This window comes from Streptomyces lydicus, assembly GCF_000717345.1.
In the GTDB taxonomy this organism is placed as follows: Bacteria; Actinomycetota; Actinomycetes; order Streptomycetales; family Streptomycetaceae; genus Streptomyces; species Streptomyces lydicus.
In genome coordinates, this window is the sequence record NZ_JNZA01000002.1 from 47,977 (window position 1) to 70,008 (window position 22,032).

The 22,032-nt window shown below is 72.0% G+C and carries 20 protein-coding genes; 15 read left to right on the forward strand and 5 right to left on the reverse strand.

Annotated elements, in window-relative coordinates; translation table 11 throughout:
* Positions 1-34 precede the first annotated feature (34 nt).
* On the reverse strand, positions 35-1,174 hold the full coding sequence (locus OO62_RS01720) for a baeRF2 domain-containing protein (protein ID WP_033265326.1): 1,140 nt from the start codon (positions 1,172-1,174) through the stop codon (positions 35-37).
* A gap of 260 nt (positions 1,175-1,434) precedes the next feature.
* Between OO62_RS01720 and OO62_RS01725 the strand changes: the two genes are divergently transcribed.
* Together OO62_RS01725 and OO62_RS01730 are read left to right on the forward strand one after the other, a co-directional pair.
* Positions 1,435-1,845 (forward strand): DUF2795 domain-containing protein, encoded by a 411-nt coding sequence (locus tag OO62_RS01725; protein ID WP_033265327.1) that lies wholly within the window; start codon positions 1,435-1,437, stop codon positions 1,843-1,845.
* Positions 1,846-1,965: 120 nt separating this feature from the next.
* Positions 1,966-2,445 carry a DUF5709 domain-containing protein gene (locus OO62_RS01730; RefSeq protein WP_033265328.1) on the forward strand — a complete coding sequence of 160 codons (480 nt, stop codon included), beginning with the start codon at positions 1,966-1,968 and terminating at the stop codon, positions 2,443-2,445.
* A gap of 66 nt (positions 2,446-2,511) precedes the next feature.
* Here the strand turns inward: OO62_RS01730 and OO62_RS01735 are convergent, their stop codons facing one another.
* Positions 2,512-3,057, reverse strand: a complete 546-nt coding sequence (locus OO62_RS01735; protein ID WP_033265329.1) for a cysteine hydrolase family protein — start codon at positions 3,055-3,057, stop codon at positions 2,512-2,514.
* 165 nt (positions 3,058-3,222) lie between these two features.
* On the reverse strand, positions 3,223-3,849 hold the full coding sequence (locus tag OO62_RS01740) for a DNA polymerase ligase N-terminal domain-containing protein (RefSeq protein ID WP_033265330.1): 627 nt from the start codon (positions 3,847-3,849) through the stop codon (positions 3,223-3,225).
* Positions 3,850-4,044: 195 nt separating this feature from the next.
* Here OO62_RS01740 and fdh point away from each other — a divergent pair, with 195 nt between their 5' ends.
* From fdh to OO62_RS01765, 5 genes are all read left to right on the forward strand, one after another.
* Entirely contained in the window at positions 4,045-7,314 is a 3,270-nt protein-coding gene (gene fdh, locus OO62_RS01745) for a formate dehydrogenase (RefSeq protein ID WP_033265525.1), read from the forward strand.
* Positions 7,311-8,222 (forward strand): 4Fe-4S dicluster domain-containing protein, encoded by a 912-nt coding sequence (locus tag OO62_RS01750; protein WP_033265331.1) that lies wholly within the window; start codon positions 7,311-7,313, stop codon positions 8,220-8,222. The genes fdh and OO62_RS01750 overlap by 4 nt, the downstream gene beginning before the upstream one ends.
* A 59-nt stretch (positions 8,223-8,281) precedes the next feature.
* Positions 8,282-9,190, forward strand: a complete 909-nt coding sequence (nrfD, locus tag OO62_RS01755; protein ID WP_033265332.1) for an NrfD/PsrC family molybdoenzyme membrane anchor subunit — start codon at positions 8,282-8,284, stop codon at positions 9,188-9,190.
* Between the two features lie 52 nt (positions 9,191-9,242).
* On the forward strand, positions 9,243-10,550 hold the full coding sequence (locus tag OO62_RS01760; RefSeq protein ID WP_033265333.1) for an NAD(P)/FAD-dependent oxidoreductase: 1,308 nt from the start codon (positions 9,243-9,245) through the stop codon (positions 10,548-10,550).
* A gap of 75 nt (positions 10,551-10,625) precedes the next feature.
* A complete protein-coding gene (locus OO62_RS01765) occupies positions 10,626-10,934 on the forward strand; it encodes a DUF6479 family protein (protein WP_033265334.1) in 309 nt (102 codons plus the stop codon).
* A 257-nt stretch (positions 10,935-11,191) separates the two neighbouring features.
* Here OO62_RS01765 and OO62_RS01770 read toward each other — a convergent pair whose 3' ends face one another.
* Positions 11,192-11,608, reverse strand: a complete 417-nt coding sequence (locus OO62_RS01770) for an Asp23/Gls24 family envelope stress response protein (RefSeq protein WP_051732517.1) — start codon at positions 11,606-11,608, stop codon at positions 11,192-11,194.
* Between the two features lie 242 nt (positions 11,609-11,850).
* On the opposite strand from OO62_RS01770, the gene OO62_RS01775 reads away from it, so the two are divergent.
* From OO62_RS01775 to OO62_RS01790, 4 genes are all read left to right on the forward strand, one after another.
* Positions 11,851-12,078 (forward strand): hypothetical protein, encoded by a 228-nt coding sequence (locus OO62_RS01775; RefSeq protein ID WP_033265336.1) that lies wholly within the window; start codon positions 11,851-11,853, stop codon positions 12,076-12,078.
* Between the two features lie 200 nt (positions 12,079-12,278).
* Positions 12,279-15,113 carry an AfsR/SARP family transcriptional regulator gene (locus OO62_RS01780; protein WP_033265337.1) on the forward strand — a complete coding sequence of 945 codons (2,835 nt, stop codon included), beginning with the start codon at positions 12,279-12,281 and terminating at the stop codon, positions 15,111-15,113.
* A 167-nt stretch (positions 15,114-15,280) separates the two neighbouring features.
* Positions 15,281-15,964 (forward strand): DUF4232 domain-containing protein, encoded by a 684-nt coding sequence (locus OO62_RS01785; protein WP_033265338.1) that lies wholly within the window; start codon positions 15,281-15,283, stop codon positions 15,962-15,964.
* Positions 15,965-16,308: 344 nt separating this feature from the next.
* Entirely contained in the window at positions 16,309-17,160 is an 852-nt protein-coding gene (locus OO62_RS01790; RefSeq protein WP_033265339.1) for an MIP/aquaporin family protein, read from the forward strand.
* 57 nt (positions 17,161-17,217) lie between these two features.
* Here the strand turns inward: OO62_RS01790 and OO62_RS01795 are convergent, their stop codons facing one another.
* A complete protein-coding gene (locus tag OO62_RS01795; RefSeq protein ID WP_033265340.1) occupies positions 17,218-17,655 on the reverse strand; it encodes a GNAT family N-acetyltransferase in 438 nt (145 codons plus the stop codon).
* Between the two features lie 208 nt (positions 17,656-17,863).
* Between OO62_RS01795 and OO62_RS01800 the strand changes: the two genes are divergently transcribed.
* The 4 genes from OO62_RS01800 to OO62_RS36870 all read left to right on the forward strand — a co-directional run bounded on the left by OO62_RS01800 (position 17,864) and on the right by OO62_RS36870 (position 22,030).
* Positions 17,864-18,139, forward strand: a complete 276-nt coding sequence (locus OO62_RS01800) for a hypothetical protein (RefSeq protein WP_033265526.1) — start codon at positions 17,864-17,866, stop codon at positions 18,137-18,139.
* Positions 18,132-19,184 (forward strand): polyprenyl synthetase family protein, encoded by a 1,053-nt coding sequence (locus OO62_RS01805; protein WP_033265527.1) that lies wholly within the window; start codon positions 18,132-18,134, stop codon positions 19,182-19,184. The genes OO62_RS01800 and OO62_RS01805 overlap by 8 nt, the downstream gene beginning before the upstream one ends.
* A gap of 82 nt (positions 19,185-19,266) precedes the next feature.
* Positions 19,267-20,430, forward strand: coding sequence for an oxygenase MpaB family protein (locus OO62_RS01810; protein ID WP_033265341.1), 1,164 nt, complete (start codon positions 19,267-19,269; stop codon positions 20,428-20,430).
* A 169-nt stretch (positions 20,431-20,599) separates the two neighbouring features.
* Positions 20,600-22,030 carry a pentapeptide repeat-containing protein gene (locus tag OO62_RS36870; protein WP_051732519.1) on the forward strand — a complete coding sequence of 477 codons (1,431 nt, stop codon included), beginning with the start codon at positions 20,600-20,602 and terminating at the stop codon, positions 22,028-22,030.
* Positions 22,031-22,032: the final 2 nt, after the last annotated feature.

Here is a 22,032-nt window from a genome sequence, read left to right on the forward strand (position 1 = left end):
GCTCGGTGCTTGCGGTCCGGCGGCGGGCCGGCCGTCACTCCGGCGGCGTCTCCTGCTCCCAGCGCAGGATGGCGCCCAGCCCGCCGGCCGGTGCCTGCTCGGGGTCGCGGACGACCACGACCCGGGCGCCGCTCGCGGCGACGGACCGCACCAGGGCGTCGTCGGCGCGGGCCGCGGCCGGATGCTCCTCCCCGAGGTACTTCAACTCCGTGCCACGCACGGCCAGTTGATCGACGTCTTCGCCCACCCAGACCTGCCGTGCGAGGTCCGAGCCGTGCGCGCCGACCAGCAGCGTGTCGATGCGGTGTTCCCGCGCCGCCTCGATCAGGGCGGGGATGCCGGCCGCGGCGTGCGGGGCGCTCTTGCCGCCGGGGCCCTCGCCGGTACGGAACCGGTCCGTCACCGCCGCGACGTGCTCGCGTTCCTGCACGGCCCTGATCTGCGCGATGTCCCGTTCGACCAGGGCGGTCTCGGAGCCCGGCGCGCGTCCGCCGTGCTCGCTCTCGTAGGTGACGGCGCGGAGCTGTTCGGGGAGCTTGTCGTGCACGAGGTGCCGCTCGCGGGCGTCGCCGATCAGCACGACGGCCTCGGCGCCGCAGCTGTCGTACGCGTCGCGCACCGCGTCGGCGATCTCGGCGGCGTTGTGCTCCCAGGTGTTCTCCACCTTGGCCTGGAAGTGCCGTTCGGACCAGTCGCCCGAGGCGGTGCGGTGCAGCGGCCGGTCGGCGCCGCTGACCTGGCCGGCGCCCTCGGAGCCCCGTTCGCCGACGACGGACAGGTCGGCCCCCCTGCGGTCCAGGCGGACCACGAGACACACCGGATCGTCCCCGAGCGCGGCCAGCAGCGGGGTGACCCGCGGAACGGGCCCCCAGGCCGCGAAAGGCGTGGCGGGACGCCCCGGGAGGGGCGTATCGAGCACCACGACGCCGTGGGCGGCGAACAGCACGTGCCCGGCGTCGCCGGTCGGTTCGCCCTCGCGCCGCGCGACCAGGGCCTCGTGCACCGCCCCGCAGGTGGCTTCGTCCGCCCCCTGCGCGAACAGCTGCGCGCTGATGGCGCTCGCGGTCAACTCCTGTTGTTCCTCCGCGTCCTCGGTGGCGGGTGACAGACCGGCATAGACGGTCGCCCAGGGCCCTGGTCGATCGATGACCGGTCGAAGGAGCGAGAGTCGCATGGCGCTGCCTCCTTGGATTCCTCGGATTCCGCGGATTCTCCCCGGTAAGCGGTTGGCTCTCCTACGAATTCCCGTTCCGCAAAGGCGTATGCATGACGGGCATATGCATCTACTGAGACACGTCGATCACGTTCCGTACACGTCCGGACGATTTGCGTGCGCGGACTTGAAACGACGCTGTCGGGTTGTTAGGGCAGAGGGACCAGGGAAACTGGGAGAAACGCGTCGGGTCTGTGCGACTCGTAGAGCCGGAGGCACCCATGGAACACGGAACGGACAAGACCGGCCCCGCCCGCGACGACATGATGAAGCGGCAGCTGCGCGGACAGTTGACCGCGGAGCGCTCGCTGCGCACCAGCGAGGAGTACGAGCTCCAGCCGGCCGGCGAGGACCAGCCGGTGGCCGCCTGGTCGCCCGAGAGCACCTTCCGGGGCGGCACCCCGAGCGGGATGACCGAGCAGGATGTGGGGCTGCGTTCCGAGCTCGCCCAGCACCTCGGCCGGAGCCTCTACCCGGCCGACAAGAACACGATCATCGAGACCCTGCGGCGCAACAACGCCCCGGACCGGCTGGTCGGCATGGCCGAGCGCCTGCCCGCTCACGAGCGTTTCGCCAATGTGCAGAGCATCGCCGAGGCCGTGGGGATCCACACCGAGCACCACCGCGCGTGAGGTCGGCGCAGGTGGGACCGCCTGGCGCTGCCGGGCGGCGGCAGGAGGCGGACAATTGGAGCTACCGGCACCCGCCGCAGCCCGCGGTGGGGCGGACGGAGGGGAAGAAGGTGGGTGGAGATGTCCGATGACGCGATGGGCGACGAGGTCTATCAGCCGCCCAGCTCCGATCCCCAGGACAACCCCAACGACCTGGACATGGAGGACGCCCTCGACGAGCCCGGTCTCGACGAGACGCTCGATACCGGCTACTCGCCTCCGGAGCGGCCGTTCGTGGTGAACCACGACGGGACCACGGCACGGGAGCTGCACGACCGCGAGCGGCTCGACCACCGGCTGTCGGTGGAGCTGCCCGACGTCAGTCCGCCCGACGGCGACGGCATCGGCGACCTGCCGGGCGGAGTGGGTGAACCGGTGGACCTCCAGTGCGGCGACGAGCGGGCCGGCCGGCTGGTGGGCTCCGACGAGGGGTTCTGGCGCGGCGGCAGCAACGACGTCTCCGCCCGGGACGTGGGCATCGACGGCGGTGCCGCGTCGGCGGAGGAGGCGGCGGTGCACATCGTCCACGACAATGCGGGGGACGGCGAGTTGGAAACCTGATCCGGCCGGTTGGAAAGCTGATCCGGCCGGCCGGGCAGGGAACGCGACACGGCCGCGGAATTCCCGTCAGCGGGTGAAGACTTCCTCGTCACCGGCCCGCAGGATATGCGCCTGCATATTGCGCTCCATCATGCGCAGCGCGGCCTCGGCGAGATCCTGGTGAATTGGGGCGCAGGCGTCCTCGACGACGGTGACGGAGAAGTGCCGGATATGGGCGTCGAGCGCGGAATAGAGCACGCACTGCTCGGTGACCTGACCGCAGAGCACGACGGTCTCGATACCGCGCTGGCGCAGCAGGTATTCCAGCGGGGTCTGATAGAAGATCGAGTGCCGCACCTTCACCACGAACAGGGACTTCTCGTCCGGCCGGACCGGCTCCACCAGGTCGGCGTGCGGGCTGCTGAGCACCGCGTCGAGGAGTTCGTCGTGGTGCGAACGCCACAGCCCGAAGTTGTCGTTGACGTAGATGACCTCGACGCCGCTGTCCCTGGCCCGGTCCAGGAGTGCGGTGATCCGCGGCAGCGCCTCGCGGACCGACGGCAGGAGCAGCTCCGCGTCCTCGTGTTCGTAGGAGTTGAGCATGTCGATGACGATCAGGGCGGTCCGTGACATCGGGTGTGCCTCCGTCCAGCCGGGTGCGGTCGTGGTCGCGCACGCCCGGCGTCCGGCTCCCGTCGAGCTCGGGTTGGCACACCCGGTCGTCGGGGAACTCCCGCCGGCGCGTCGGCCGGCGGCTCACGCCGGGCGGGCGGCAGCGTGTCGAGGAGCGAGCGGGTCTCACCCATCGGCCGCTCCCCCGGCCTCGTCGGCGGTCACCCGCTTGAGGGTGCGGCCGCTGCGCACGGACCGGGCGCGCCGGGCGTCGGGGGTGCCGCCCCGCCCGGCCCGGTCGTCGTTCTCCTTCACCAGCAGCCAGGACTCCCGTTTGCCGGGGCCTTCGCCGGAGCGGAACCGGGTGAGCGCGTAGCCCCCGTGCAGCTTGCTGCCGTCGAGCCAGAAGGAGGCGTGGCCCGCCTCCAGGGACTCGCTGAACGAGCCGGCGCGGCCCTTCTTGTGGCTGGTCAGCGGGTGGTAGCTGCCCTCGTCCCAGACGATCACGGTGCCCGCGCCGTACTCCCCCGCCGGGATGACGCCCTCGAATTCCCGGTACTCCAGCGGATGGTCCTCGGTGGGCATCGCCAGCCGCTTGTCGTGCGGGTCGGTGGACGGGCCCTTGGGCACCGACCAGGACTTCAGCACCCCGTCGACCTCCAGCCGGAAGTCGAAGTGCAGGGTGCTGGCGTCGTGGATCTGCACGACGAAGCACGGCTCGTCCCCGGAGGGCGTCTGCTCGCCCTTCGGCTCGCGGGTCCGGTCGAAGTGCCGCTTGCCCCGGTAGGCCGTCAGTCCGTTCCTGCTACTCACGTCGGTCGCCTGCCTCCTCGACGAGGGCCGCACCTCTCACTGTGGCGCGCGGCGGCCCGCCCCGCATGTGCGCAGCGGACGGTGCCACGGCCTCGCGACTGCCCGGTTGGGTGAGTAACACGCCCACCAACGGGCACGCGCAGCCCGCAGAGGCGAGCTTGGAAACAGCACACCGGAATCGACGTGGGAGGCACCGTGGGCGTGCGGAGGCTGCTGCGCAGCTGGCCCGTGTACCGGCAGCTCACCGGCGGTGACCTGCTGGGCCGCGGGCGCGCCGCGATGTCCGGGCCCACCGAGGCGCTGCGGCCGCGGACCGGCACCGCGGACCGGGTGGTGCAGTCGGTCTGCCCGTACTGCGCGGTCGGCTGCGGGCAGCAGGTGTACGTCAAGGACGACAAGGTGGTGCAGATCGAGGGCGACCCCGACTCGCCGATCAGCCGGGGGCGGCTGTGCCCCAAGGGGTCGGCGACGCTTCAGCTGACGACCGGGGAGTCACGGCGCCACCAGGTGCTCTACCGGCGGCCCTACGGCACGCAGTGGGAGCAGCTGGACCTCGACACCGCCATGGACATGATTGCCGAGCGGGTGATCGAGCTGCGCCGCGACACCTGGCAGTGGGAGGAGGACGGCCGGCGGGTCGCCCGGACCCTCGGCATCGCCAGCCTGGGCGGCGCGACCCTCGACAACGAGGAGAACTACCTGATCAAGAAGCTGATGACCGGGCTCGGCGTGATCCAGGTGGAGAACCAGGCCCGGGTCTGCCACAGCTCCACGGTCGCCGGCCTGGGCACCTCGTTCGGCCGGGGCGGCGCGACCACCTTCATGCAGGACCTCCAGCACGCCGACTGCATCGTCATCGAGGGCTCCAACTTCGCCGAGGCGCACCCGGTGGGCTTCCAGTGGGTGATGGAGGCCAAGGCCAGGGGCGCGCGGATCATCCACGTCGACCCGCGCTTCACCCGCACCAGCGCGCTGGCCGATCTGCACGTGCCGATCCGGGCCGGCACCGACATCGCCTTCCTGGGCGGGATCATCAACCACGTCCTCACCGAGGAGAAGGACTTCCGCGAGTACGTCCTCGCCTACACCAACGCCGCCTCCCTCGTCAGCGAGGACTTCCGCGACACCGAGGACCTCGGCGGCGTCTTCTCCGGCCTGGACGAGGAGGGCCGCCACTACGACCCGGCGAGCTGGCAGTACGAGGGCACCGACGTGCAGGCCCCGGCCGGCGACGTCGAGCAGCTGCACGACCGGAAGCTGCGCGACGTCCGGGACGCGCCCCACGCGGTACCGGGGTCCGCCGAGGCGCACGGCTCGGGCGGCGCACAGGCGCACCCCCGGGCCCCGCGCGACCCGTCCCTGCAACACCCCCGCTGCGTCTACCAGATCCTCAAGCGGCACTTCGCCCGCTACACCCCCGAGGCGGTCGAGCGGATCTGCGGAGTGCCGCGCGAGACCTTCCGGCAGGTGTGCGACGCGCTGACCGAGAACTCCGGGCGCGAGCGCACCAGCGCGTTCGCCTACGCGGTGGGCTGGACCCAGCACTCGGTCGGCTCGCAGTACATCCGGGCGGCGAGCATCCTCCAGCTGCTGCTCGGCAACATCGGCCGCCCCGGGGGCGGCATCCAGGCGCTGCGCGGCCACGCCTCCATCCAGGGCTCCAGTGACATCCCCACGCTCTTCAACCTGCTGCCGGGCTACCTCCCGATGCCGCATGCGCACGCCCACGAGGACCTCGAATCGTTCGTCGCGGCGAGCCGTACCGAAAAGGGCTTCTGGGGCGACATGCGGGCGTACTTCGTCAGCCTGCTCAAGGCGTACTACGGCGATGCCGCGACCCCGGAGAACGACTTCTGCTTCGACCACCTGCCGCGGCTGACGGGGTCGCACAGCACCTACGACACCGTCATGGCACAGCTGGACGGCGCCTGCCGGGGCTACTTCCTCATGGGCGAGAACCCCGCCGTCGGGTCCGCCAACACCCGTCTCCAGCGCCTGGGAATGGCGAAGCTGGACTGGCTGGTGGTGCGCGACTTCTCGCTCATCGAGTCGGCGACGTGGTGGAAGGACGGCCCCGAGATCGAGACCGGTGAGCTGCGTACCGAGGACATCGGGACGGAGGTCTTCTTCCTGCCCGCCGCCTCGCACACCGAGAAGTCCGGCTCCTTCACCAACACCAACCGCTGGCTCCAGTGGCACCACGCCGCCGTCGAGCCGCAGGGTGACGCCCGCAGCGACCTGTGGTTCACGTACCACCTGGGCCGGCGCATCAAGGAGAAGCTGGCCGCCTCGCGCGACCCGATGGACACCATGATCCAGGACCTGACCTGGGACTATCCGGAAGAGGGGCCGCTGCGGGAGCCGGTCGCCGCGGCCGTGCTGGCCGAGATCAACGGGCACGGCCCGGACGGTGCGCCGCTGAGTGCCTACACCCAGCTCAAGGACGACGGTTCGACCCGCTGCGGCTGCTGGATCTACTGCGGGGTCTTCGCGGACGGCGTCAACCATGCCGCCCGCCGCAAGCCCCACACCGAGCAGGACTGGGTCGCCGCCGAATGGGCGTGGGCCTGGCCGGCGAACCGCCGCATCCTCTACAACCGCGCCTCGGCCGCCCCCGACGGCACGCCCTGGAGCCCGCGGAAGGCGTATCTGTGGTGGGACGCCGACGCCGGCCGCTGGACCGGCCACGACGTTCCGGACTTCGTCCCCGACCGCGCCCCGGACCATGTGCCGCCGCCCGAGGCCACCGGGGCGGACGCGCTGCGCGGCGACGACCCGTTCATCATGCAGGCGGACGGCAAGGGCTGGCTCTACGCACCGTCCGGGCTGCTCGACGGGCCGCTGCCCACCCACTACGAGCCGCAGGACTCCCCGTTCCCCAACGCCCTCCACCCCGACCACCCGCGCTCCCCCACCAAGCAGCTCTACTTCCGCGAGGGCAACCGCTACCACCCCAGCGGCGACGAACCGGGCGCCGAGGTCTACCCGTACGTGCTCACCACCCACCGCCTCACCGAGCACTTCACGGCCGGCGGGATGAGCCGCTGGTCGTCCCATCTGTCCGAGCTCCAGCCCGAGCTCTTCTGCGAGGTGTCACCGAAGCTCGCCGCCGAGCGCGGACTGGAGCACAACGGGTGGGCCACCCTCATCACCGCGCGCAACGCCATCGAGGCGCGGGTGGCGGTCACCGACCGGATCAGAACGCTGACCGTGCACGGCCGCGAGGTGCACCAGATCGGCCTGCCCTTCCACTGGGGCCCCAACGGGGTCGTCACCGGCGACGCGGCCAACGAGCTGGTCGCCATCTCGCTGGACCCCAACTCCCACATCCAGGAGGACAAGGCGCTCACCGCCGACATCCGCCCGGGCCGCCGGCCGCGCGGCCCCGCCCTCTCCCGCCTGGTGGCCGACTACCGCCGGCGGGCGGGCATCACCGCGCACACCGGGAAGGACCCACGGCCATGACCCACAGCCAGCTCAGCGGCCCGGAGCCGGACCCGGCCGGCGACGCCGGGCATGCCGATCCCCCACCCCGCGTGGGGTTCTTCACCGACACCTCCGTCTGCATCGGCTGCAAGGCGTGCGAGGTGGCGTGCAAGGAGTGGAACGCCCTCCCGGAGGACGGGTTCACGCTCACCGGCATGTCGTACGACAACACCGCCGGCCTCGGCGCCTCGACCTGGCGGCACGTGGCGTTCATCGAGCAGTCGGCGCCGCCGGTGCCAGCCCCCGAGGGCCGCCGGGAACTCCCGCTGGCCCAGGACGCCGCGCAGTCGGCCGACGGCGAGTTCCGCTGGCTGATGTCCTCCGACGTCTGCAAGCACTGCACCCACGCGGCCTGCCTCGACGTCTGCCCGACCGGCTCGCTGTTCCGCACCGAGTTCGGCACCGTCGTCGTGCAGGAGGACATCTGCAACGGCTGCGGCTACTGCGTGCCCGCCTGCCCCTACGGCGTCATCGAGCAACGCCCCTCCGACGGGCGGGCGTTCAAGTGCACGCTGTGCTACGACCGGCTCGGCGCCGGACAGGAGCCGGCCTGCGCCAAGGCGTGCCCGACCGAGTCGATCCAGTTCGGCCCGCTGGACGAGCTGCGCGAGCGGGCGGCGCTGCGGGTGGACCAGCTGCATGCCGCGGGGGTCCCCGAGGCGCGGCTGTACGGCCACGACCCCACGGACGGCGTCGGCGGCGACGGGGCGTTCTTCCTGCTGCTGGACGAGCCGGAGGTGTACGGGCTGCCGCCGGACCCGGTGGTCACCACCCGGGACCTGCCGGCCATGTGGAAGCACGCGGCAGCGGCCGCGCTGTCGCTGGCGGGCGGTGTCGCGCTGTCCTTCGCGCTGCCCGCGCTCACCCGGGGAAAGGTACGGCGATGACCCGGCCCGGCAGCACGCGCGCAGGACGCGCACGACGGTCCCGTAGGGGCGAGGAACTCATGGTTCCGCGCGCGGAGTTCGCCTCCTACTACGGCCGCCCCGTCATCAAGGCCCCGTCCTGGTCGGCCAGGGACATCGCCGGGTACTTCTTCCTCGGCGGGCTGGCCGGTGCCGGCTCGGTGCTCGCCGCGGGCGCCCAGCTGACCGGCCGGCCCACCCTGGCGACCGGGATGAAGGTGTCCTCGCTCGCGGCGGTGTCGCTCTCCGCCGCCGCGCTCATCAACGACCTCGGCCGCCCGAGCCGGTTCGCCAACATGCTGCGGGTGCTGAAGCCGACCTCGCCGATGAGCGTCGGCTCGTGGCTGCTCAGCGGGTACGGGCCGGCGGCCGGGGCGGCGGCGCTCAGCGCGGTCACCGGACGGCTGCCCCGGGCGGGCGCCGCCGCCACCGCGACCGCCGCGCTACTGGGGCCGGCCGTGGCCACGTACACCGCCGTCCTCGCGGCGGACACCGCCGTACCGGCCTGGCACGGCGCGCACCGCGAGCTGCCCTACCTCTTCGCCGCCTCCGCGACCGCCGCGGCCGCCGGCATGGCGCTGGTGCTGGCGCCCGCACCCGAGAACACCCCGGCCCGCTGCGCCGCCGTCCTGGCCGCCGCGGCCGACGCGGTGGCGACCCGGGCGGCGAAGCGGCGCCTGGGCATGGTGGCGGAGACCTACCGCGAGGGGCGGGCGGGACGGCTGCTGCGCTGCGCCGAGGTGCTGACCGGCGGAGCCGCGGCGACCGCGGCGCTCATGGGCCGCCGCCACCGCCCGGCGGCCGTCGCCGCCGGTCTGGCGCTGCTCGCCGGCTCGGCCTGCACCCGCTTCGGCATCTTCGCGGCCGGTATCGCCTCCGCGGAGGACCCCGCGTACACGGTCGTCCCCCAACGCACGGCCAAGGGGGCCACGGCCCCACCATCGGAATAGGGAAACTTCCCCGACCGCAGGAGTACTCGTGAATCGACGTCGTCCTCGGATCGTGATCGTCGGAGCCGGTTTCGCCGGCTACAACTGTGCCCGCGCGCTCTCCCGGCAGGCCAAGGGAGCCGCCGAGATCGTGCTGCTCAACCCGCTCGACTACTTCCTGTACGTGCCGCTGCTGCCGGAGGTCGCGGCCGCCATCCTCGAACCCCGCCGGGTCGCGGTGTCCCTCACCGGCACCCTGCCGGGCGTCCGGCTGGTCCTCGGCCATGCCCACGACATCGACCTCGACGCCCGCCGGGTGACGTACACCGACCCCGAGGAACGGGAGGGGTCGCTGACGTACGACCGGCTGGTGCTGACCGTCGGCAGCGTCAACAAGCTGCTGCCCATTCCCGGTGTCACCGAGCACGCCCACGGCTTCCGCGGGATGCCCGAGGCGCTGTACCTGCGCGACCACATGGTCCGTCAGGTCGAGCTGGCCGGTGCGACCGACGACCCGGCGGAGCGGGCCGCGCGGACCACCTTCGTGGTCGTCGGCGCCGGCTACACCGGTACCGAAGTCGCCGCCCACGGCGTGCTGTTCACCGAGTCGCTGGCCCGCGAGAACGCCGGACTGCAGGACGGGCCGCGGCCCCGCTGGCTGCTGGTGGACGTCGCCGACCGGCTGCTGCCCGGGCTCGACGAGCGGCTGTCGCGCACCGCCGACCGGGTCTTGCGGGGCCGCGGGGTGGACATCCGTACCGGTACGTCGGTCAAGGAGGCGACGTCGGAGGGGGTGCTGCTCGACGACGGCGAGTTCATCGCCAGCCGCTCGCTCATCTGGTGCGTGGGCGTCCGGCCCGACCCGCTGGTGGACGGGCTGGGGCTGCCCACCGACAAGGGACGGCTGTGCGTCGACGCGTACCTGACGGTGCCGGGACACCCCGAGGTGTTCGCCTGCGGTGACGCCGCGGCGGTACCCGACCTGACCCGCCCCGGCGAGGTGACGCCGATGACCGCGCAGCACGCCCAGCGGCAGGGCAAGGTCGCGGCGCACAACGTGGCCGCGTCCTGCGGCCACGGCAGCCCCCGTGCGTACGAGCACCGGGACCTGGGCTTCATGGTCGACCTCGGCGGCGTCCAGGCCGCCGCGAACCCGCTGCACGTCCCGCTCTCCGGCCCGCTCGCCGGTGCCCTCACCCGCGGCTACCACCTGATGGCGATGCCCGGGAACCGCGTCCGGGTGGCCGCCGACTGGCTCCTGGACGCCGTACTGCCCCGCCAGGGCGTCCACCTCGGCCTGGTCAGCCCCTGGTCGGTGCCGCTGGACACCGCCTCACCCGAAGTGGCCCGGCTGCCGCGCGGCTCGGGCGGGTCCACCTGACGGGCCGCCACGGCCCGCCCCTGACCGCGTAGTCCTCGGCTCGTCGGGTAACCGGCCCGGATGGAGACTCACGACATGGCTGCCTCGCACCTGCCCCTGACCGGACCGCTGGCTGCTTCCCACGGCATGAGCGGCGCCCTGCTCCTCCTCGTGGGAGTGGTGATCGTCGCCGTGCTGCTCGCCGCCTTCGTCTGGGGACGCCGCGCCAAGACCCGCGAGCCCGCCCCGCCGCGGCCCGGGGAGCAGCCGCGGCTGCCGGAGGGCGGGCCGGTCGGCGACGTCGTCGAGCACCGGGAGCCCGACGAACTCCCCCGGACGGAGCACCGGCTGAGCCCGCACGAGCTGAAGGGCAAGGGCACGCATGACTCTTCGCCACCCCGCTAGCCGAGGGGGCGACCGGCGGGGCCGGTTCGCCGAGCTGGCCCAGATGGCCTCGTACCGAGCGGCCACCCGGCGGCCCGCTGGGACGGCGGCACGCCCAGGGGTCCCGCCCGGGCGGATCGTCGCGCCCGAGGTGACAGCAGCCCGGGCCTGCGACCTGCGCGCCGCCAGGGCCGCGGGAGGCGGCGGGTGACAGTCCCCGGCCGTCGTGACGGCGTGACCGGGGGCCGATCAGCCGCGGCAGAGCGCCCCTGGGAGCGCTACCGGACCCGCTCCGCTTGCTCCTCCTCCTCCTCGGGAAGCTTCACATCGCTCACCGCGATGTTGACCTCGACGACTTCCAGACCGGTCATCCGCTCGACCGCGGCGATCACGTCCTCGCGTACCGATCGGCCCACCTCGGGGATGATCTCGCCGTACTCGACGACGACGTCCAGATCGACCGCCGCCTGCCGCTCGCCGACCTCGACCTTGACGCCGTGGACGGTCGCCGTACCGCCTCCGGGTACCCGTCGGCGCAGCTCACCCACCGATCTGGAAAATCCACTGCCCAGGGCGTGTACCCCCGGCACGTCCCTGGCCGTGAGATAGGCGATCTTCGCCACCACTCCGTCGGCGATCGTGGTCCGCCCGAGGTTCCCCGTGTCCCGCGCCCCGCGCTGTACCGGCTCGGTCATCGCGCACCACCTCTTCACTCCATTGGGGGGAAACGTTGGCCCGTCTCCTCACGCTAGGTCGCGTCGGATGAAGCCGCCTCTCGTGGCAGTAAAAGGAGAATTTTTGCCATTGTTCCGATTTGAGCCAGTTGCTTGTAGGGTCCCCTGTGTGTCTTCGCGCGGAGACGGTCCTGGCCCGTAGAGGGAACGAACACCCAGGGCCTCACAGACAGACCACGCACGCGTCGGTACTGGGAGAAGCCATGAAGAAACTCATCGCGACCGCGTTCGCCCTCGCCCTGTTCAGCGCCGGCGGCGCCGGCATCGCTTCGGCGACCCCCGCGGCGCCGGCCCCCGCGCCCGGCCACGGCATCACGACGACGTTCCACTGCCCGCCGCCGCGCGGCACCTTCACGCTCACCGCGGACGCGTGGGTGACGGGCCAGTACACGTGGTATTACGACGGGCAAGGCTGTACACACTCTCCGTAGCCACTGACGGCCGGGCTGCCGGACGGGCACGCGGCCGCGGGTGCGGGGCCGCAGTACGTCGCTGCGGGCCGGGACCGTCTCCCGTACGCGTCCGGGACGGGGCCGGAAGGGCCCTTCCTCGACCCCGCGAAACCCCCGATATCCTGGGACTTCTCTCGTGCCCGACACCGGGTGCATCCCGTCCCGAAGGAAAGCCGCCCGTGGAGTTCCGGCTGCTCGGCACCGTCTCGGTCGACACGTTCTCCGGACCCCTGCCGCTCGGCCCCGCCAAACGCCGCAGCCTGCTCGCCGCGCTGCTGCTCTCCGCCAACACCCCCGTCTCCCTTGCCCGGTTGACGGAATCCCTGTGGGACGAGACCCCGCCGCTGCACGCCCGCAACGTCATACAAGGGCACGTCTCCCGGCTGCGCGCCCTCCTGGTGGGCGCCGACGCGGCGACGTACGGGGTGGAGCTGGTCACCCTCGGCGAGGCGTATCTGCTGCGGGTACCGGAGACCCTGCTGGACTTCGAGCGGTTCGAGGAACTGCTGCTGCTGGCGCGGGAGCAGGGCGACCCGGCCGACGCCGTGCTGATGCTCCGGGAGGCGCTGTCGCTGTGGCAGGGCCCGGCGCTCACCGGCGCGTTCACCGGCCCGCCGCTCCAGGCGGCCGCGCACGAGCTGGAGGAGTCCCGGCTGGCGGCGGTCGAGGAACTGGCCCGCGGCTACGCGCTGTTGGGCGAGCACAACCGGGCCGCGGCCCTGCTGCGTACGGAAGCGGTCGCGCACCCGATGCGGGAGGCGCTGGCCGCGGCGCTGATGACGGCGCTGTACCGGGCGGGGCGGCAGTCGGAGGCGCTGGAGTGGTTCCACCGCACGCGGCGGCTGCTCGCCGATGAGCTGGGCGTCGACCCGGGGCGTGAACTCGCCGACGCGTACGCGCTGATCCTGCGGGACGACCCCCCGCCGCACGAGGAGCCGGCAGGCGGGCGGGACGGCGCCCGGAACGCCCCCGCCGGCCCAGCGACGGCACGGCGTGGCCCCGCCCGCCCGGGCCACGGCACCGTACACGGCAGTGACAACCCGAACAGCGCCCTCGGGAGCGGCAGCGGGACCGCGCCGGCTCCGCGGACCGACGCACCGGACGCCGATCTGCTGCCCCGCGCACCCCGGGGTTTCCACGGGCGGGTCACCGAACTGGCCGCGCTCACCCGGGCGGCGGCGGGCGAGGCCCCCGTCTGCCTGGTCACCGGGCCCGCCGGGGTGGGAAAGACCGCACTGGCCCTGCAGTGGGCGCACCGCAACGCCGACGCCTTCCCGGACGGCCGGCTCTTCGTCGATCTGCGCGGGTTCAGCGACACCGGCGAGCCCACCCTGAGCGAGGTCCTGCGAGAGTTCCTGCTGGCGCTCGGTCTCGCGCCGCGCCGGGTCCCCGAGTCCGTGCCGGCCGCGGCCGCGCTCTTCCGGTCCCTGACCGACCGGCGCCGGCTCCTCGTGATCCTCGACAACGCCCGGGACTCCGCCACGGTCCGGCCCCTCCTGCCCGGTGGCAGGGACTGCGTCACGGTGGTCACCAGCCGGCACCGGCTGGAAGGGCTCATCGCCTCGGACGCGGCGCGTCCCGTCCCGCTCGACTCGCTCGAACCGCGGGACGGCACGGCCCTGCTGGCCGGTGTGCTCGGTGAGGAACGGGTCCGCGCCGAACCGGTGGCCGCCCGCAGGCTCGCCGAACTCTGCGGAGGGCTGCCGCTGGCCCTGCGCGTCACTGCGGCTCGGTTGGCCGGGCGTCCGCAGTGGACCCTCGCCGGCCTGGCCGACGAACTGGCCGACGAGCGCAGCCGGCTGACCTACCTCGACGTGGACGACACCGGAGTCTCCGCCGCGCTGCGGCTGACCGTGCAGCATCTGCCGCCGGACGCCGTGCACCAGTTGACCCGGCTCGGCCACCATCCCGGCTCCCACTTCGACCGGTACACGGCCGCCGCCCTCGCCGGCACCGACCCGGTCGTCGCCGCGGCGGCGCTGGAGCGGCTCGCCGCCGCCCACCTCGTCACCGAGACGGTCCCCGGCACCTGGCAGCTGCACGATCTGGTGCGCCTCTACGCCCGTGGCCTCGACCCGGCATCCGGACCCGAGGCGCTCCTCGGGGTCCTCGACCACTACATCGCCACCGCACTCACCGCCGCCGACACCGCCGAGCCCGGTGGCGAGCCCTGCTTCGCCCTGCCGGACGACTACCGCCGCCCCACCGCCGTCCGGGACTTCACCGACCGGGCGGCGGCGATGCGCTGGCTGGCCACCGAGCGCGACGATCTGGCGCTGGCCGCCGTGGCCGCCCGGGCCGCCGGTCTCGACGACCGGGCCTGGCGGATCATCCTGCTGCAGTGGCCGCAGGTGGTCTGGCGCGTGCGGGACAGCTGGGTGCCGCTGCTGGAACTGGCGCTGGACTCCGCCCGCGCCCAGAAGGATCCCTATGCCGAGTCGAGGGTGCTCAATCTGCTCGGCTGGGTGCTGAGCGAGGAGGGCAGGGTCGACGAGGCCGTCGCCCTGCTGGAGCGGTCCCCCGGGCTCGCCCGGCGGGCCGGTGACCGGCTCGGCGAGGCGACCGCACTGATCAACCTGGCCGTCGTCCAAGCCGAGCAGGGTGAATTCGGTGCCGCGCTGGCGGGCTGCACACGGGCGCGCGGTCTGGCCCGCGCGGAACACGACGCGCACACCGAGATGCTCGCCCTGCAGCACCTCGCCCGGATGCAGCTCACCGCGAACCGGCCGCAGGAGGCCCTCGACTCCGTCCGGCAGGCGCTCGACCTGGGGCCGGAGCCCGAGGAGGTCGCACGCCGGGTCCTGCTGCTGACCATCAGCGGCGAGGCCCGTGTGGCGCTCGGCGACGAGAGCGAGGGCATCCGGCTCCTGGACCGGGCGGCCGGGGACGCGGAACGCGTCGGTTACGACGAGGGCGCCGTACGGGCCCTGGAGGCGCTGCTGCGGGTGACCGGGCGGCCGGAGTACCGCAGGCGGCACGAGCAGGCGGTTTGTCGGCTCACCGACGGTGGATGACGCCCGCCCGCACCCCGTCGCGGGCACACCGCACCGGACGTCAGCACGACGTCAGCGGGACACCAGCGGAACGTGAGCGCCGGACCCCACACTCAGGCATGTCAGCAGGTCAGCAACGGCACGCCGAGGACCAGGCGTCGCCGCACCTCACCCACGGGGGAATTCCGATGAGTACGTTCCGTCAGCGCACCACCCTCCTCGCCGCCGCGTCCACCGCCGTACTCGCCCTGGCGCTCACGGCCTGCGGCGGGAACGGCTCCGGAACCGAGGCCGCCGGCTCGGCGGCGAACGCCCCGGCGCCTGCCGCCGCTTCGGGGCGCACCGCGGAGCAGGCCGACACCGCGAAGGGGACCGGCGCCGTGCAGAACACCGGTGGCTCCCACCGCACCGGCGCCAAGGGCCCCGGCACCGCGAAGACCTCCGGCTCCGCGTCCGCCCCCGACTGCACCACCAAGGACGTCTCCCTCCGCGCCGCCTACCACGACGGGCCGCCGTACACCCACATCGTGCTGACGGCGAAGAACACCTCGGGCCACAGCTGCAGACTGAAGGGCTACCCGGAGATCCAGTTCCTCGAAAGCCACCGGGAGAACGTGCCGGCGGTCGCCAAGAGCAAGCCGGCCGCCCCCGTCGTGCTCACCCCGGGCACCCCTGCCTACGCCCTGGTGAGGCTGTCGAACGGCGGCGTGGACGAGAACACCGAACCCGTCACGGCGTTCTCCGTCATGCTCCAGGGCAGCGACGGCCTGGCCACCGTGAACGCACCCGGCGCCGGCCTGGCGGTCGACCCGGCGAAGTGGGCGACCGGCTACTGGACCTACGAACTGCGCAACGGCGCCGACGACTTCTGAGCCGCCCCCTCCCCCAGCCGTCCCGGCCGGAGCGCCCTCCCCCACACGGAGCGGGCGCCCCGGCCGCGGGCGCGTCCAGCCGTTCCGTCCCTTACCCAGCGCACGCCGACACCGCCGCCGCATTTACCCCGACCGGTTGGGCAACACCGACAAGTCGCGGTCGGTACATCGCATTTCCTCAACGGCGCAACTCAGTCAGCGCAACCACACCACCCCGACCGAGTGATTACCCCTCGCCAGTCGGGTTCCGGGCGGCATGAGCGTCTTCGGCACCCTGATGATCAGGAGGCTGAAGACCCGATGCCCGCACGCTTCCCTGATCCGCTGAGGAGACGCCGATAACGATGAGCGAACCAGTTCCCAAGCCACAGCTTTTCCGCGAACTCTCTGCGGAATTCGTGGGCACCATGGTGCTCATTCTGTTCGGGTGCGGCGTGGTGGCACAGGTGGTGGCCGGCGGGGCTCTGACGAACCCGAAGGGCGGACTCGGAAACCACGACAGCATCGCCTGGGCCTGGGGCTTGGGCGTCACCCTCGGCGTCTACGTCGCCGCCCGCCTCAGCGGCGCGCACCTCAATCCCGCGGTGACGCTCTCCCTGGCCACCTTCAAAGACTTTCCCTGGCCCAAGGTGGTTCCGTACGCCCTCGCCCAGACCGCCGGAGCTTTCGTTGCGGCGCTGCTGGTGCGCTGGAACTACACCGAAGTATTGGCGAGGGCCGATCCGACGCACACCATCAAGACGCAGTTTGTCTTTTCCACGCTGCCGGGCAACGGTTCGACCACGGCCGGAGTCCACGAATGGGGCGCATTCCGCGATCAAGTGATCGGCACCGCCCTCCTGCTGCTCCTCATCTTCGCCATCACCGACCTGCTGAACACGCCGCCCGGCGCCAATATGGCCCCTTTGATCATCGGCTTGGTCGTGGTCGCCATCGGTATGGCCTTCGGCACGAATGCCGGCTACGCGATCAATCCGGCCCGCGACCTCGGCCCCAGACTGGCCAGTTTCCTCACCGGCTATGGCGGCGCCTGGCGGGACCAATGGGGCAACCTTTATTTCTGGGTGCCCATCGTCGGACCGTTGATCGGCGGCGTCCTGGGAGCCGGCATCTACACGTTCCTCATCGGCAACTTCCTCCCCACCGCCGGGCCCGAGCCCGCCGGTCGCACCCCCGCGCCGGAAGGACAAGCCTGAGCCGTGCCGCACCGGCCACCGGCCCCACCGGGGGCCCGGCGCCCGTACACCGGACCGTCAGCCGGAACCGGTGCCCATCAAGCGGTACATACCGATCGAGTCGTGCGTCGTGGTGGCGGCGAACCCGAACTTCTCGTACAGGAACCGCGCAGGGCCGTCCGCGATCAGTGAGACGTACGCGGTCGCGGGCGCCCGGCGTTCCAGCTCGTCGGCGAGCGCGGCCATGATGCGCTTGCCGAGCCCTCGCCCCTGGTGGGCGGGGTGCACGCAGATGTCGACGACTTGGAACGCGGTGCCGCCGTCCCCGATGATCCGCCCCATCCCGATGGGCTCGTCCTCGTGCTGGAGGACCACGCCGTACCAGGTGTTGGGCAGCGCGAGCGCGACTGCCTCGGGGGCTTTGTCGGAGAGTCCCGCGTCGGTACGAAGGCGACGGAATACCTCGACGGACGGAACACCCACACACAGCTCGTAAGGGTCATTCTGCGCAGTCATGCATTACATGCTAGCGCAGCCACGGAAGGGCCACGGGCGCGGCCGAGCAGGCCGCGATCGGCGCCGACGAGCCATGTCCGCACATACGGGCGAATAGTCACTTAATAGGGGCTTCGGTGCGCCTGGAGGTTGGCGACTGGGCACTCTGCTGTCCGGAGCTCGGTATCGCCGGTGCCGGGGCGTGGGTGGGAGAGGTGGGGTGGTGGGTGTGCCGCAGGATGCCGATCGGGGCGAGGACGGGCAGGCCGTATTACTGGTGGCAGGGCTGGCGGACCTGGCTCTGAGCACGTGCGGAACGGCGCTGAAGGCGGTGCGCGGCCTGTTGGCCCGCTCGGACCTCGGCGAGTTGGCAACGCAGGGACAGCAGGACCTCCAGGCGCGCGGCCGGCTGGCGCTGGACCGCATGGGTGCGGGCAGCGAAGCGCACATGGAGGCGCTGGCACGCCACGCACGCTCCCAGGGTGGCGGCGGGGCCGGTGCCTGAGCCGTTGGAGCAGGCCGCGCTCAAGGCCCGGGTGGAGCGGGAGCTGGAGCGGTTCATCGAAGCGGAGGTCGAGGCACTGCTCTCGGTGGACGAGGACTTGGCTCCGCTCGCAGACGTACTGCGGGCGGTCACCGCGCGCGGGAAACGGCTGCGGTCCGCCTTTTGTTACTGGGGCTGGCGGGCAGCGGGGCAGCCGGACAGCGACGCGTTGGTGCGTGCAGCCGCGAGCATGGAGCTGGTCCATGCGGCCGCGGTGGTCCACGACGACCTCATCGACGACAGCAGCCTGCGGCACGGCCGGCCGACCGCTCACGTCGCACTGCGCGAGGTCTTCGCCGACGGACCGCGCCGCACCGCGCGGGCGCGCTCGCTGGCGATGCTGGCCGGCGACCTCCTGATGTCGTGGGCCGGCCAGTTGTTCACCGGCTGCGGCCTGCCGGCGGCCTACCTGGCGCAGGCCAACGACCTGTGGCGGGTACTGGCCCGTGAACTGATCGCCGGGGAGGCCCTGGAGATCCTGCACACCGCCACCGAGCCGGACGTACGGCAGTCACTGAAGGTGATCCGCTACAAGACGGCCAAGTACACCGTGGAGCACCCGCTGCACCTCGGTGCCGCGCTCGCCGGCGCCGGGCTGGAACTTCGTGACGTGTTCAGCGACTACGGACTGCCGCTGGGCGAGGCGTTCCAGCTGCGTGACGACCTCCTCGGCCTGTTCGGCGAGCCGGCCACCACGGGCAAGGCGAACACCGACGACGTCACCGGCGCCCGGCCCACCGCGCTGATCGCCCTCGCCCGGCAGTCGGCCACCCCCGCCGAGCACCGCGCGCTGATGGGCTTGCTCGGCCGCAGCACACTGACTCCCGACCAACTGGCACGCGTTCGCGCCATCGTGCAGCGCACCGGCGCGCACACCCGCGTCGAGGACATGATCACCGAGCGGGTCACCCTCGCCACCTCCGCACTGCGGGGCGTGGGCCTGCCCCGCCCCGCCCACCAGGCCCTGACGCACCTGGCCAGCGCGGCGACCGCCCGTCAGGACTGACCGACGACCACTCCGGCCGCCTGCCGGCGCCGCCCTCGGCCCCGCCGTGTCTCCCGCTCGCCCCCTGTCGAAGGAGTTGCGCATGACCTACACCGAGCAGTCCCTGAACGCCCTGCGCCGGGCCGGCGACGAACTGGCCGATGCCACGGTCGCCACGCTCTTCGAGCGCGGGGAGGTGGGGAAGTTCAACTCCCTGATGCGCTACGTCTCCACCGCCGGCCAGGAGTTGCCGGACGGGCTGCCGGCGGTGGCCCGCGACTATCTGCACCAGACCAGCTCCCCACCGGCCTGGGTGGACTGGAGTGAGATGGAGAAAGCACGGCTGTTCTTCATCGACAACAACGTGCACATCGCCACCGCCCTGTCCTTCGCGTCCATGCCGGCCTGCTACCTCGTCCCGCATGTCGCGAAGCTGCTGTCGGCGACGCACGGGCTGAAGTATCCGGCCAAGCGCATGGCCGAGACGGGGCAATTCACCGTCCTCCTCATGCAGCCCGACGCCTTCGAAGCAGGCAGCCGCTTCCTTCCCGCGGCCCAGAAGGTGCGCCTGCTGCACGCATCCATCCGCCACCATCTCCGGCGCGAGGAACGCTGGGACGTCGAGGCCCTGGGGACGCCGATCTGCCAGGAGGACATGATCGGCGGGCAGATGATGTTCTCCCTCCAGGTCCTGGACGCCCTGCACCGGCTCGGCATCCACATGAGCGTCGACGGCGCGGAGTCCTACTACTACGCCTGGCGCGTGGTGGGCGCCATGCTCGGGGTCGACCAGAACCAGGTGCCGAAGAACCTGGAGGAGGCCCGTCAGTTCTCCGACCTGTACATGACCCGCCACATGGGCCCCAGCCAGGAAGGCGCCGACCTCACCCGGCAGTTGATCGACCTGTACGAGGACGTCGTCCCCGGCACGCTCTTCGACCCCGTCGTCTCCGCCCTGATCCGCCATCTGATCGGCGACACCTGCGCCGACTGGCTTCAGGTGCCCCGCACCCCCTGGGACACGGCCGTCAAGGCCGCCCCCGCGCTGCTGCACGTCCTGGAGACCATCGAGGACCGCTCACCCCTCGGCGCCTGGGCCCTGGACCGTCTCGGCCACCTCACCACCCTCTTCGAGCTCTCCTCCCTCACCCGCGGCCGGGTCATGCACTACGCGATCCCCGAACAACTCAAGAAGGACTACGGCCTCTCCTCAGCAGTGCCACGCACCCGCCGCTGGACACCCCCGCCCCCGACGCTCACCGTCTGACGCCTCCCGGCGAACGGCCCGGCTCGCAGGTCGAGCGGTTGCCCTGTCGGCCGCCTGCACCCGAAGAGGACCGGCCAGGCCAAGAACCTCTCAAACGGCCGCGCAAGGCGTGCATGTCGGCTGGAATGAGCCGGTGGCATACAAGAGAAACGTACGCACCGTTCGTGCCGTGCTCAGTACAGTCATCGCGGTACCCGGCACTGCGTTCGTCATCGTGATGTACATGTCGCTCGTCGAGACGATTCTGAAGGGCAGCAAGGTCGCTGCTGGGGTGCTGGCGGTCCAGAGCCTGGCCGCCACCGTCACCGTCTCTCTCATCTTCTGGCTGCGGTTCCGGCGTGACCGCCAGATCGGCCTCCTGATCACTCTGGTGGCAGCAGCCGCAATCTGGCTGTGGGGACAGCACCTGTGGGAGGCGATCTCTTCGACAGTGCTGCCGCACTACGAGGGTCTGAAACCCGCGGAGCGCGCACAGGCAGTCGGGCAGTACCGGCTCGCCGTCGTTCAGGCATGCGCCGCTGCCGGCGGTGTGATCGCGTTGCTCTACACCGCACGTAACTACCGGCTCATTCGCCACGGCCAGGTGACTGATCGGCTCTCCAAGGCCCTGGAGCGCCTGGAGTCCCAAGAAGAGTTCGTACGCCTCGGCGGCGTCATCGCGCTGCAGCAGATCATCCACGACGCGCCGGCACAGGCCGAGCATGTCACGCACATCGTCCGCACCTTCATCCGCCGCCAGGCGCCGAAGGCAGCACAGAGCACGCCGCTGGGCGTGCACGCAGCACCCTCGGGCCTGCTCCTGCCACAGGGTTGCCCGGCCCCGGGCCCGGAGAGGCCGGCGGCCGATGTCCAGGCAGCGCTGACCGCACTCAACACCAGACATGCCAAGCTGCATTCGTCCCGCATCGACCTCAGCGGATATCACCTCGCCGGCGCCCATATGTTCCGCCATGGCTTGGCGAGGGCGCAGCTGAGCGGAGCAGTGCTGACCGACGCCGCCCTGGCCCGTGCCGCGCTGGGACGGGCCAGCCTCGAAGAATGCGACCTTCGCCGGGTGTGGGCAACGAAGTCCCGGTGCAACAAGGCGCAGATGACGGGCGCCGATCTGCGTGAGGCGTTCTTCATCAAGGCGGACATGGTGGCCTGCGACCTCACCGGCGCGGACCTGCGCCATGCCGTACTGTCCCGGTCCGATCTGCAGCAAGCAACCTTACGCGGGGCGAAGTTGTCAGGTGCGCACCTGGTGAGCACCGACCTGACGGATGCGGACCTGACCGGCGTTACAGCGGAGGAGGAGCCGGTGCACCTCGACAAGAGCTACCTCGAGCAAGCGCGCCTCAACAACGCCGTGTTGCGGAACGCCAGCCTCATCGGGGCGAAGCTGCGGCACGCCGACCTCACCAACGCCGACCTGACCGGCGCTGATCTGACCGGAGCCGACCTTCGCCGGGCCCGGGGGTTGACGGTAGACCAGTTGCTCGCTGCCGGTTCGATCGAGAAGGCCCGGCTCGACCCGACCCTCCACGCCGCATGCCGGCGCAGCGCGCCGGGGACCGAACCTGCGGCTGGTGGTCCCGTCGGCCAAGAATTGCAGCCCTGACC